Raw genomic sequence first — 12916 nt, forward strand, 5'->3', positions numbered from 1 at the left:
GACTCCCCTTGATTAATCGAATTTTCGTACAACAGGAACGCGAATCGCAATAAATAATACAAAGACAATCACTGCGATTGCGCCGCTTTTCATAATCGTCACAATCGGAATACCAGCTGCAAGTGCGAGTGATGTGAATGCATAGGAAAGCGGGATGAAGCCCATAGATGATAGCATCAGCAAGCTCATGACGCGCCCCATCATTTCTTCTTTGACAGTAGATTGAATCATCGCCATTAACGGAACGATAGCCATGGCAATTGTAATGCCGTAAAATACGCCTGCTAATAATGCTTGCCAAAGTGCTGTGCTGAAGTTAATGGATAAGAAGAAAACGCCAGATAACAGCATCATAATGATGCAAAACAAGCCGCGTCTACGATTAATGTTTTTAAGGCCAACAATGACAGCACCAATTGCCATTCCGCCTCCAACAGCTGCTTCTAAATAACTAAATTGAAGCGAGTCACCATGCAGTACATTTTTGATAAATAACGGGAAGCCAACTTGCATTGGGCCGATTAAAAATAGATTTAAAAAGGCGCTACAGGTAAGAAATGTTGAAAGAAAAGGCGATTCCTTTACGTACAAAATGCCTTCTTTAATGGAGGTAAACATTCCTTTGTCTATATCCGTTTTTTCTTGCAATGTAAATTGGATTTTTTGGACGAGTATAGCAGCAATAATGAGAAGCAGAATAGTAATAGTAAAAATGGTCTCATAGTTACTAAACTTGATGAGAATGCCACCGAGTACAGGTCCTAAAATTACGGATGCTTGGTTCGTCATTTGGGTAAGTGAATTCGCCTGTGTTAAACGATGTTTTTCTACAAGTTCAGGGAGAATGGAACCGTCTGCTGACCAAAAGAAGGCGTCCGCTAATCCGAAAAACAAAGCAAACAAAGCAAACGTATATAACGTTACATGACCAACGATAAACCAGATTAGAATTGTTGCGACAAGAAGTGCACGAATGATATTTGAGTAAAACATAATATTTTTTTTCGGAAATTTATCTGCGACAGCTCCGCCGACAATCATAAAGATAAGTCTTGGGACGCTAAGTGCAACAAAGACAACACCTAGTGAAGCTTCGAGATTTAATGTTTTCGCTATGTACCATGTTTGGGAAAAGGTAAAAAAAGCTAAAGCAAAGCTTGAAAATAGAGTAGCTGCCCAGAGAAATAGGAAGTTTGTATTTTGTAGTAAAGGTGTTCCGCCTTCTGTTGGAGCAGATTTGTTTTTTTGTAGTTCCTCCATATTGCTTCCTTTCTATGTAACAATTTTGAGTGGATATAAAATCCTGTTAACACTCGTTTTATACAGTTTCTAATATTTCTATACTGCACTTTTTCATTGTAGACAATAATAGCACATTTGCCCAGTGGATTTTTTAAGGCAAAAAAATAAGAAGATGCGAAAGCACCTTCTTATTATATGGTTTAGGCTAATGCAATATAGATATCAACTTGCGCATCATTTGGATCCATCGCTCGTTCATCATACAATTCAAAGTCTGTTGTGAAAGCACGTTTGTTTTCTTTCGACCACTTCCAAATGTCTTGCCATGTTTCTACGGTGACTTCTGATACTGGGCCTTTGCGAGTCGTAAATACCGCATATGTCTGAGCAGGTATTGTGAGAGATGTCATATTTTCAGGGATGGTGTCTAATGAAGAGACTGGCATACCGATTGTATATGTATAGGCTCCAGTTTCATCGGACTCATAGTTTGAATACAATGCAAGTGTTTCGCTTTGCTTACTTTTGTTAGGAATTTGATCTGTTATTTGACCTTGGCAGTAGTCGGTCCATAGCTTGGGGATCTTTCCTTCAGTGGACATTTCAATTTCATTTTTTGTTGTAGCGGAGATGCCAATCGCTTGGAAAGCTTCTTTTTTAATAAACTTTGGTTGACTCATGTTTTATACTCCTCCTTTTTCAGTGAGAACAAACGTTCTTTTGATTGTACCATAATTATACAGATAAGGGGAGGATTAAGAGGTGCCCTTTAGACGTTTTTTTGCTCTGCACTGGTCAAAGTGGTTACCCAGACTTTATAAATGAATGAATCTTTTATTACACATGTTTCTGTGTGAACGATGAAGTTAGGAACTGAAGCTAAGAAAAATGAAAGGGCATAAGCTACTTTATAGTCAGGGGTTATATACCCATCAATCGTTCTTCCATATATTTCGTTTGCTATCGAGTCCGCCCATACTTCAGATTCTCTTAGTGTGTCAAAAATAATCTCTTCACTTTTCCATCTAATGTCCATGTCAAAAACCGCCTTTCTAAAAAGATGACTTTCCTATAATGATTTGAACTTTATCGCTGGCTTATGAAACAGTAAAAGGATTTATCGTTTTAACCGAGTAGTCCCCCCTCCCCTAAACGAAATGAAGGTGGGGGCAGTTTAATAGAAAAGACCCCATTCATACGAAAGGAGTCCGTTTCATTTATCAATTAAAACATACTAGAACTATGCATTGGTTGCAGTTTTGCATTTGGATCAAAGTAAGCTTTTGCATTGTTTACTGCTGTTGGTGCTTCACCGAAGCCACATGCAATCAGCTTTACTTTTCCTTCATATGTACAAATGTCACCAGCTGCGTAAATACCAGGGATGTTCGTTTCCATTTTAGAGTTTACAACGATGCTGTTCTTTTGAATGTCTAAGCCCCAGTTCTTAATTGGACCAAGAGAAGAGACGAAGCCGTAGTTTACGATGACATCATCAACGTCAATAACAACTTTTTCTTCTGTTTTCACATGTTGCAGAACAACTTGTTCAATCTTGTCTTCACCAATTAATTCAACTGGAACGTAAGGTGTTTTTACGTCTGCACGAGAGTTCATTAAGTTTTCTACGCTGTGCTCATGAGCACGGAATTTATCACGGCGATGAACGATTGTTACTTGTTTAGCGATTGGTTCTAACATCATTGTCCAGTCCACTGCAGAGTCGCCGCCGCCAAATACAACGACGCGTTTTCCAGCGAATTTATTCATATCATCAACGAAGTAGTGTAAGTTTTTCTTTTCAAGCTTCTCTATACTATCTAGTTCTAATCGGCGTGGTTGGAAGGCACCATTACCAGCTGTAATAATGACAGATTTAGAATAGTGTGTTTCTTTATTTGTTACAAGCTTAAATACGCCATCAGCTTGCTTTTCAAGTGTATCAACTGCTTCTTCTAAGCAAACAGTCGGTTCAAACTTTTTCATTTGTTCTTTTAAATTATCGACAAGTTCTTGCGCGCGTACTTTCGGGAATCCCGCTACGTCATAAATATATTTTTCAGGGTATAGTGCGGATAATTGTCCTCCAAGCTGCGGTAAGCTTTCAATAATTTTTACACTTGCCTGTCTCATTCCGCCATAAAACGCTGTGAATAATCCTGTTGGACCTCCACCGATAATCGTTATGTCGTAAACTTTTTGAATTTCTGTCACTATTTATTCCCCCTATAGATGGAATTTCGATATTGATTCCATATATTGTTCATATGTATACGGAAATCCTGCAAATAAGATTGCACTTTACAATAAAAATGATACCATATTTCAGTTTAGAATACTGCAAGAAATGACTGAATTATATGTAAGCTTGTGCATAGATAGGATGAAAATGTATAAAGTATACCAAGTAGGAAAATACATGAAAAAAAGGCTGAAAAACCCTTGAAAACGCTATGTTATTTTAAAATATTGATAATTCTCTAGGTGCTTGAATTCTGAAATAAAACCGACTAATATAGGAAAGTATTATGTTAATTTTTTATGACAAATTTCGTAAGATTTTTTGAATACGTTTTGTTATGGTTAAGAATGTGAGGAATTCTACATTCTTGACAAAATAAGTGTTTAATACTTTGGTCTTATGCTTATTTACTATTATATAAAGAAAAGGGTTGTGATTTAGTGAAAACTCCAAAAATCGTAGTTTTGGGTGCAGGTTATGGTGGGATGATTACGACTGTTCGTCTACAAAAAACATTATCTGTAAGTGAAGCTGAAATTACGTTAGTAAACAACAACAGCTATCACTACCAAGCAACTTGGTTACATGAAAGTGCAGCTGGCACATTACATCATGATAAAATCCGTCTCGACATTCAAGACGTTATTGATACAAATAAAGTAAACTTTGTACAAGATACAGTTGTAGAAATTAAAGCAGCTGAAAAACGCGTTATCTTAAAAAACGCTGAGTTAGAGTATGATTACTTAGTAATCGGTCTTGGTTTCGAATCTGAAACATTTGGCATTAAAGGATTGAAAGAGCATGCATTCTCTATTACTAATATTAATGCAACTCGTCAAATTCGTGATCATATGGAATACAAGTTCTCTCAATATGCGACTGAAAAGCGCGATGAGTTAGTGACAATCGTTGTTGGTGGTGCAGGATTTACAGGTATCGAGTATGTAGGGGAACTTGCAAACCGTATTCCTGAACTTTGCAAAGAGTATGATGTTCCACGTGAAAAAGCACGTATTATTTGTGTGGAAGCTGCTCCGTCGGCACTTCCTGGTTTCGATCCAGAATTAGTTGAGTACGCTGTAAAACAGTTAGAGAAAAAAGGTGTAGAATTCCGCATCGGTACGGCAATTAAAGAAGCAACTGAAGAAGGTATTCTAGTTGCGAACGGTGACGATGTAGAATTACTTAAATCTGAAACGGTTGTTTGGGCTGCGGGTGTTCGTGGTAACGGTATTGTGGAAGAGTCTGGCTTTGAAGCAATGCGCGGACGTATTAAAGTTGATGAGTATATGCACGCTCCGGGTCATGAAGATGTATTCATGGTTGGTGACGCAGCGTTAATCATTAATGAAGAAATTAATCGTCCATATCCACCAACAGCACAAATTGCAATTCAACAAGGTTACAACATTGCGCATAACTTATCTGTGTTAATTCGCGGTAAAGGCGAAATGAAGAAATTCGTATTTGATAACAAAGGATCTGTGTGTTCATTAGGACATGACGATGCAATGGGCGTTGTTATGGGTAAAAAGTTAACGGGATGGAAAGCTTCCTTCATGAAGAAAGTAATCGACAACCGTTACTTATTCTTACTTGGTGGACCTTTATTAGTTCTTAAAAAAGGTAAATTAAAGTTCTTTTAATATATAGTAGAAAAAAGCAGAAACGGCTATGAGTCGTTTCTGCTTTTTTCATGTAATACAAATTTTTCTTAAAGTTCTGTTTCAACGAACATTCAGTGTATAAGTAGACATTTTGTTTGACCGAAAAGCAACAAAAAACCAAATTATATTTGTGAGTGATACCGTCGCGCAAAAATGATGACTCCTAAGACGGAAGAAAGGCTATAGTCATTTACGCGCATTATAATAAATACGGATGCAAGTATCACAAGATTTATGCATAGTCCCATACCGCAAAGAACTGCCATGATGAATCTCATTGCCTTTATTCCTGCTATATAAAGAAGTAGAGGTACGATATAAAATAGTAAAATCGTGCTGATTGATTTCTCATTTTTCTTTTTACTCCTTTCGCAATGAATAGGTGTGATGTAATATTCAAGGAAGAATTTTGAAGTAATTCGAGACCTTTCTATAGGGAAATAATACCTGACATTCACATTACATCAAAAATATGGGAAATTTAGAGAGGTAGAAAAAAGCGTAGTAACTGAGGAATAGGGAAGATTATATTATTCTTACTGAAAAATATAGTATAATACATAGAAAAGAATGAATATTCTGTTCGTTTAATCGGAAGGGGTTTTACATCATGGGGAAGCGTGGGAATGTTTGGCTAGCTGTAAGTGGGCTTGTAGCTACAAAAGATGGTCGTTGGCTCTTCGTTAAGAAAAAATACGGAGGCTTAAAGGGGAAATGGTCATTGCCCGCTGGTTTCGTAAATGAGGGCGAAACGATTGACCAAGCTGTTAAGCGTGAAATTTTAGAAGAGACAGGCATTGTTACACATGTAAAAGGAGTGATTGGCATTCGTTCTGGTGTCATTCGTGATGAGATTAGCGATAATATGATTATTTTTTTACTGGAACCAGAAGGAGAAGAGGTTACCGTTCAAGAAGAGGAATTGTCGGAAGTAGCATTTTTAGATCCGAAAGATATTGCAGATGATCAAGATACTTCTATATTAGTTCGATATTTATTAGAAGGGAATGCAGGACCAATTCTTGAGATGGATACGACACTAAATCCAGGAGAGCAATTTGGATATACAGCGTATCATGTGTTTACGGCGGGAGAGAAGGAGATGGGGAACAAGTGAGTATACCGGTACTACTTATTTCAATGATGTTGTTTTTTATTTTGTTTTTTGGAATTGGATTTTTGCTCAATATGATTTTACGTGCTACGTGGGTGATGGTTATTGTCTATCCAATTGTTTGCATACTAATCATTAATAAAGCGAGTGTTTGGGACTATTTTTCAAAACCAAAAGAAACATTTTCTTCATTTGGGACAAGTGTATCGCATCTTGGACAAGCCGATCTTTTTATTTTATCAACTGGATTAATCGGGGCAATTTTGTCTGGTATTGTAATAAAAAAATTGCGCCAAAGCGGATATCAAATGTTTTAATCCCCAGTTTTCTGGGGATTATTTTTTTGCATATTTCTACATCGTATGGGGAATGACTAACGATGAAGGAGTGTGGAATATTAAAATGTTAAAACGATATGGTATTCGCATTATGATGACTTGTTTACTTGTAGCAGCATTATGCGTGACATGGCAAGCGTTCACAGGAGTCTCTCTACTAGAGATTGTAAAAACATATCAAGAAGGCAATGTAAAAGAAGTACATGCAGCAGAAAGAGGGCAACAAGTTGTTCCGAGTAAAGAAGTGATAAATGCTTTAGAGCAGGGAAAAGACTGGTCTAAATATCGTGTAATGGAAATGACAGCAACCGGTTATACGTCAGGGATAGAATCAACCGGTAAAAGACCTGGACACCCAGAGTATGGCATTACATATTCTGGCGTGAAGGCAAAAAGGGATATATATTCTACAATCGCAGCTGACTTACGTGTGTTTCCGGTTGGAACCATTCTTTTTGTACCAGGCTATGGCTATGGTGTGGTAGCAGATAAAGGCGGGGCCATAAAAGGAAATAGACTCGATTTATATTATGAAACCGTTCAAGATGTATATAGTGAGTGGGGCAAGAAAAAAGTAAATGTATATGTAGTGAAAATGGGGAACGGTAAGTTAACAGAAGATGAGTTAACGATGCTCAATCAAGATGAAACGCTGCAAGTATTCCGCGGTCAATATTTGAAACAGAAATAGTCTAGTGAGATTGACACTAGACTTTTTTATTTGTCTTCATTCACAATATAAGAAAAACGAGGTGCGGAAGTGGAAGACTATCCTTTGGCATATTATGAGTTTTTCGTGAAATATAATGAAGGAGATTATTATACGTGCCACGATTTGCTCGAGGAAATGTGGCTGGAAGAGCGAAGTAATTTATTTTTGAAAGGTTTATTACAAATGGTAGTTGCTCAGTATCATTACAGCTATGGAAATATAAAAGGAGCGCGGCTTATGATGGAAGTGGCGGAGCAATATTTGACACCGTACTGTCCTTTGTATTGGAATTTAGATGTGAACGAAGTCGTGGCATTTATTCAAAGTTTCCGGAAAATCATACCTGAAAAGGTAGAGAAAGTCCCATATGAACAAGTACATGATTTGCCGTCATTACCGGAGCTCATTATATATATGAAGTGAAAGAGAAGTTAGAATTATCGCATTTTAGGGAAAATGCAGTTATAATGAAAATAGAGAAATCTAGGGGGTCTGAACATGTTTCAAGTACAAAAAGAATTAGTAAGTCATGAAGCAGTCATCGTTGCTTTATTTGAGGAAGAAAATACGAGTAATTTTGTACAGGAATTAGACAAAGCATTTGAGGGACAATTAAAAGTTTTACTAGAAGAAAAAGAGCTTTCTGCAAAGAAAAAAGCTATTTCAAAAGTACATAGCCTAGGAAAAACAACTGTAAAACGTTATTATTTTGTCGGTCTGGGCAAAAAAGAATCATACTCAACAGAAACGTTACGTGCTTCGCTCAGTAAAGCATTTAAAGCATTAAAAACTGCGAAGGTAAAAGATGCAGCAATTTTACTTGATTCTTTTGTAACAGATAAGTTAGACGCAATTGATGTTGCACATATTGCCAATGAAGTATATTGCCTTGGTACATATGATTTACAAACATATAAAACGGACAAAAAAGAAAGTGTAGAGTTGGAAAACTTTACGGTTATTACAGCAGAAGATGCAAAAGAAATCGAGGCTGCATTAACAGTAGGGTATATGCATGGACGTGCGACAAATTCAGCTCGTACACTTGTAAATATGCCGCCAAACGTATTAACAGCAACAAAACTTGCAGAGTATGCAGTTGAATTAGCTGAGAAATATGATATGGATTATAAAGTACTTGAGAAAGAAGAGATGGAAGATCTTGGTATGGGTGCATTACTTGCAGTAAACCAAGGTTCTACAGAGCCACCAAAAATGATCGCTCTTATTTATAAAGGAAAAGAAGAGTGGACGGATGTTATCGGATTTGTAGGAAAAGGGATCACATATGATACAGGGGGCTACTCTTTAAAACCACGTGAAGGCATGGTTGGCATGAAAGGTGATATGGGCGGCGCTGCAGCTGTTCTTGGGGCAATGGAAATTATCGGAGAACTTCGCCCAGAACAAAACGTAGTTGCTGTTATCCCATCGACTGATAACGTTGTGAGTGGTACAGCATTTAAACCAGATGATGTGATTACATCTATGAGCGGAAAAACAATTGAAGTATTAAATACAGATGCAGAAGGACGTTTAGCATTAGCTGATGGTATTACGTATGCGAAGAAACTTGGTGCAAACTATCTTGTTGATGTTGCAACGTTAACAGGCGGTGTCATTGTTGCGCTTGGAAACCATACAACGGGTGCAATGACAAACAATGAAGCATTGTTTGAACAAGTGTTAGAAGCATCGATGGAAACAGATGAGCCGATTTGGCAATTACCGATTTTCGAGCGCGATAAAGAGCGTGTTCGTAACAGTAAATTCGCAGATTTAAATAACTCACCAGGCCGTGAAGGTCATGCAGTAATGGCGGGAACATTCCTCGGTGAGTTTGCAGAAGAAACGCCATGGGTACATTTAGATATCGCTGGAACTTCTGATACAACGAGTGCACATGATTTGGGACCAGCAGGAGCAACAGGTGCAATGGTTCGTACACTTGCGACACTGGTTGACCGTTTTGGAGAAGAATAAGAAGTTTTAGAAAAGGCAGCGGATTACGCTGCCTTTTCTTATAAAGAAATGGTATATAACGTTCCGTTTAACGCAAAAGATGTGCGACCTGTTTCTTCAGAGACAACTAATATGAGTGCATCGCTTTTTTCGGATAAACCTATTGCAGCTCGGTGGCGTGTTCCAAGTTTTGAGTCAATCTCTGTATTTTTTGTTAGAGGGAGAATGTTCGCTGCTGAAACAATATGGTTACTTCTAATGAGAATAGCTCCGTCATGAAGAGGATTTCCTGGATAAAAGATAGATTCCAGTAGTGGAACGGTTAAATATGCTTCAAGTCTTGTTCCAGTTTGAATAAGGGAATCAAGTGAATCATTTCTTTCTACAACAATTAATGCACCATGTTTCCTATCACCTAAATGCTGAATTGCTGTTGTAAGGGGAGCATAACCTGATGTAAATGGTGATAAATATGCCTTTAAATAATAAGAAGCTGCTAGGGTTTGAACATTGCTTAGTAGATGGTGAATTTCTTCCATTTTACATAAAATGCACTCACCGTCTTGTTCAACCGTTTGTTTCATGCTCTGTAATTCCGCTTCTACAACCTCAATCATTTGTTTCGTTTTTATTTTTAACTCGTCTGATAATCCCCATTCTTCCATTTTTCTCACCTTTTTGTTTGAATTATATAGCATTAGTGTGTGCAAATCACAATAGTAAAATCCTGCTATACTTTAAAATATATTGAGATACTTGTCGTTTTTTTCATATAATGTAGTTATGACATGCGAGAGGAGATAAGATAATGGATTGGAAACAAGAATATAGTCGCTGGCTTTCCTATGTAAACTTAGATGCAGAACTAAAAGAACAGCTAGAAAATATGAAGCAGGATGAAAAGAAAATAGAAGATAGCTTCTATAAAAACTTAGAATTCGGTACAGGTGGTATGCGCGGAGAACTTGGTGCTGGTACGAACCGTTTGAACGTATATACAGTTCGAAAAGCAACAAAAGGATTGGCGCACTTTATTGAAAAATTAGGTGAAGAAGCGAAGAAACGTGGCGTTGTTGTTGCGTATGATTCTCGTCATAAATCACCTGAATTTGCAATGGAAGTAGCAGCTACCCTTGGTGCTCATGGCATTACAACATATGTATTTGAAAGTTTACGCCCAACGCCAGTACTTTCTTTTGCAGTGCGTTATTTACATACAGTAAGTGGAATTGTTCTTACGGCAAGTCATAATCCACCTGAATATAACGGTTATAAAGTATATGGAGAAGATGGTGGACAATTGCCTCCGAAAGAAGCAGACGAGTTAATTAGCTACGTAAATGAAGTAGAAGATGAATTAACAGTAGAAGTTGCTGATGTGGAGCAATTGAAAGCGGATGGCTTATTACATATCATTGGACAAGAAGTAGATGATGCATATTTAGAACAGTTAAAAACAGTCATCATCAATAAAGAAATGGTACAAGAAGTTGGAAAAGATTTAAAAATCGTCTTTACACCACTACATGGAACATCCAATATTCCAGCGCGTCGTGGTTTAGAAGCAGTTGGATTTACAGACGTAACAGTTGTAAAAGAACAGGAGTTACCAGATTCAAACTTCTCAACAGTAAAATCCCCAAACCCAGAAGAGCACGCAGCGTTTGAACTTGCGATTCGTGACGGAGAGAAAGTGGGAGCGGATGTGCTAATCGCAACAGATCCAGATGCAGATCGTCTTGGCGTAGCTGCTCGTAATCACGCTGGTGAGTACCAAGTGTTAACAGGAAACCAAACGGGTGCGTTAATGCTTGATTACTTATTATCACAAAAGAAACAAAACGATACACTTCCAGAAAACGGTGTTGTGTTAAAAACAATCGTAACTTCTGAAATTGGTCGTACAATTGCGAAAGCGTATGGTTTAGATACAGTAGATACATTAACTGGATTTAAATTTATCGGTGAGAAGATTAAGCAGTATGAAGAAAGTGGACAATATGAATTTCAATTTGGCTATGAAGAAAGTTATGGTTATTTAATTCGTCCATTCTGCCGTGATAAAGATGCAGTACAATCTGTTTTATTTGCATGTGAAGTTGCAGCATATTATAAATCACAAGGCAAAACGTTATACAATGGTTTATTAGAAGTGTTTGCGAAATACGGTTTCTTCCGTGAAGACCTTGTATCGTTAACGCTAAAAGGAAAAGATGGTGCAGAGAAAATTCAAGAGATGATGGCATCATTCCGTGAAAATCCACCAAAAGAAGTGGCTGGCTTAACAGTGAATTCTGTAGAAGATTATAAAGCAAGCATCATTACATCTCTAGAAGATGGAAGTAAGGAAGAGATTCACTTACCGAAATCAAATGTGTTAAAATATCAATTAGCGGATGGTTCTTGGTTCTGCCTACGTCCATCTGGAACAGAGCCAAAAATCAAGTTTTATTTTGGTGTGAAAGATGATTCCTTACAAAATAGTGAACAAAAGTTACTTGCTATTAAAGAAGATATCATGAATCGTTTATAATGAGATAGAGTGTTACTTCCATTAATGGAGGAAGAAAGAGGAGAACGTAGAACGGCCTCCTCTTTTCTTGCATGTGGAAAAAATTCGCTTGCTGAAGGTGGATGAAAGGTTCACTGTATAGAAAATAGAGAATCACACGATACAATAAGAAAAGGTATTTGACGATTAGAACAGAAAAGAGGGTATTTGTTATGAAAAAAGTAAGAAAAGCGATTATTCCCGCTGCGGGATTAGGAACGCGTTTTTTACCGGCAACAAAAGCGATGCCGAAAGAAATGCTTCCAATTGTAGATAAGCCAACGATTCAATACATTGTAGAAGAAGCTGTGGCATCTGGAATTGAAGATATTATTATCGTTACTGGTAAAGGAAAACGCTCTATTGAAGATCATTTCGATAATGCGTTCGAATTAGAACAAAACTTATTAGAGAAGAAAAAATATGAGTTACTTGAAAAAGTACAAGCTTCTTCTAAAATGGTTGATATTCATTATATCCGTCAAAAAGAGCCAAAAGGATTAGGGCATGCGGTTTGGTGTGCACGTAAGTTTATTGGTGATGAACCATTTGCTGTTCTATTAGGTGATGATATTGTTCAAGCTGAAAAACCATGTTTACGTCAATTAATTGACGAATATGATAAAACACTTTCTTCTGTTATTGGTGTGCAAACAGTTTCAGAAGCAGAAACACATCGTTATGGAATTATTGATCCACTAGAACAAGAAGGTCGTCGTTATCAAGTTCGAAAGTTTGTTGAGAAGCCAGCGCAAGGTACAGCACCTTCAAACTTAGCGATTATGGGACGCTACATCTTAACACCTGAAATCTTTATGTTCTTAGAAAACCAGAATGTTGGTGCAGGTGGTGAAATTCAATTAACAGATGCAATCCAAAGTTTAAATGAAATTCAACGTGTATTTGCTTATGACTTTGAAGGAAAGCGTTACGATGTTGGAGAAAAATTAGGCTTTGTTCAAACGACAATTGAAATGGCACTTCAGCATGAAGAATTAAGAGATGACATGCTTGTTATGATGAAGAAAATTTTAGAAGAACAAATGAAGCAAGAATCATAATATAAAAAAAGAGTTACTCCATAC

The 12916-nt window shown here is 37.2% G+C and carries 14 protein-coding genes; 8 read left to right on the plus strand and 6 right to left on the minus strand.

Translation table 11 applies throughout. The features are described from left to right. Positions 1-12: 12 nt before the first annotated feature. The 4 genes from MHH45_RS19200 to MHH45_RS19215 all read right to left on the minus strand — a co-directional run bounded on the left by MHH45_RS19200 (position 13) and on the right by MHH45_RS19215 (position 3456). Positions 13-1260: an MFS transporter gene (locus MHH45_RS19200; RefSeq protein ID WP_016132159.1), complete on the minus strand. Its 1248-nt coding sequence runs from the start codon at positions 1258-1260 to the stop codon at positions 13-15. A 182-nt stretch (positions 1261-1442) separates the two neighbouring features. Continuing rightward, positions 1443-1922: a GyrI-like domain-containing protein gene (locus MHH45_RS19205; RefSeq protein ID WP_016132158.1), complete on the minus strand. Its 480-nt coding sequence runs from the start codon at positions 1920-1922 to the stop codon at positions 1443-1445. 89 nt (positions 1923-2011) lie between these two features. Continuing rightward, positions 2012-2278, minus strand: a complete 267-nt coding sequence (locus MHH45_RS19210) for a hypothetical protein (protein ID WP_016132157.1) — start codon at positions 2276-2278, stop codon at positions 2012-2014. A gap of 188 nt (positions 2279-2466) precedes the next feature. Then, on the minus strand, positions 2467-3456 hold the full coding sequence (locus MHH45_RS19215; protein WP_088094266.1) for an NAD(P)/FAD-dependent oxidoreductase: 990 nt from the start codon (positions 3454-3456) through the stop codon (positions 2467-2469). 468 nt (positions 3457-3924) lie between these two features. On the opposite strand from MHH45_RS19215, the gene MHH45_RS19220 reads away from it, so the two are divergent. Next, a complete protein-coding gene (locus MHH45_RS19220; protein WP_016132155.1) occupies positions 3925-5133 on the plus strand; it encodes an NAD(P)/FAD-dependent oxidoreductase in 1209 nt (402 codons plus the stop codon). A gap of 143 nt (positions 5134-5276) precedes the next feature. Here MHH45_RS19220 and MHH45_RS19225 read toward each other — a convergent pair whose 3' ends face one another. Further along, on the minus strand, positions 5277-5612 hold the full coding sequence (locus MHH45_RS19225) for a DUF5391 family protein (protein WP_229161394.1): 336 nt from the start codon (positions 5610-5612) through the stop codon (positions 5277-5279). Between the two features lie 152 nt (positions 5613-5764). On the opposite strand from MHH45_RS19225, the gene MHH45_RS19230 reads away from it, so the two are divergent. The 5 genes from MHH45_RS19230 to MHH45_RS19250 all read left to right on the plus strand — a co-directional run bounded on the left by MHH45_RS19230 (position 5765) and on the right by MHH45_RS19250 (position 9301). Continuing rightward, positions 5765-6271, plus strand: coding sequence for an NUDIX domain-containing protein (locus MHH45_RS19230; RefSeq protein WP_016112342.1), 507 nt, complete (start codon positions 5765-5767; stop codon positions 6269-6271). Continuing rightward, positions 6268-6585, plus strand: a complete 318-nt coding sequence (locus tag MHH45_RS19235; protein WP_016112341.1) for a YuiB family protein — start codon at positions 6268-6270, stop codon at positions 6583-6585. Before MHH45_RS19230 ends, MHH45_RS19235 begins: the two co-directional genes overlap by 4 nt. Positions 6586-6670: 85 nt before the next feature. Further along, positions 6671-7297: a 3D domain-containing protein gene (locus tag MHH45_RS19240; RefSeq protein ID WP_016112340.1), complete on the plus strand. Its 627-nt coding sequence runs from the start codon at positions 6671-6673 to the stop codon at positions 7295-7297. A gap of 69 nt (positions 7298-7366) precedes the next feature. After that, positions 7367-7741 carry a DUF309 domain-containing protein gene (locus MHH45_RS19245; RefSeq protein ID WP_016112339.1) on the plus strand — a complete coding sequence of 125 codons (375 nt, stop codon included), beginning with the start codon at positions 7367-7369 and terminating at the stop codon, positions 7739-7741. A 75-nt stretch (positions 7742-7816) separates the two neighbouring features. Further along, positions 7817-9301 (plus strand): leucyl aminopeptidase, encoded by a 1485-nt coding sequence (locus tag MHH45_RS19250; RefSeq protein WP_016132154.1) that lies wholly within the window; start codon positions 7817-7819, stop codon positions 9299-9301. Positions 9302-9339: 38 nt separating this feature from the next. Here MHH45_RS19250 and cdaS read toward each other — a convergent pair whose 3' ends face one another. Further along, complete coding sequence (gene cdaS, locus MHH45_RS19255) at positions 9340-9945, minus strand: sporulation-specific diadenylate cyclase CdaS (protein WP_016132153.1); 606 nt, start codon at positions 9943-9945, stop codon at positions 9340-9342. A gap of 143 nt (positions 9946-10088) precedes the next feature. Here cdaS and MHH45_RS19260 point away from each other — a divergent pair, with 143 nt between their 5' ends. Together MHH45_RS19260 and galU are read left to right on the plus strand one after the other, a co-directional pair. Further along, positions 10089-11813 carry a phospho-sugar mutase gene (locus MHH45_RS19260; protein ID WP_016132152.1) on the plus strand — a complete coding sequence of 575 codons (1725 nt, stop codon included), beginning with the start codon at positions 10089-10091 and terminating at the stop codon, positions 11811-11813. A 191-nt stretch (positions 11814-12004) separates the two neighbouring features. Beyond that, positions 12005-12892 carry a UTP--glucose-1-phosphate uridylyltransferase GalU gene (gene galU, locus MHH45_RS19265; RefSeq protein ID WP_016112335.1) on the plus strand — a complete coding sequence of 296 codons (888 nt, stop codon included), beginning with the start codon at positions 12005-12007 and terminating at the stop codon, positions 12890-12892. Positions 12893-12916: the final 24 nt, after the last annotated feature.

It is taken from the genome of Bacillus sp. FSL K6-0042, from assembly GCF_038006685.1.
GTDB lineage: Bacteria > Bacillota > Bacilli > Bacillales > Bacillaceae_G > Bacillus_A > Bacillus_A pseudomycoides.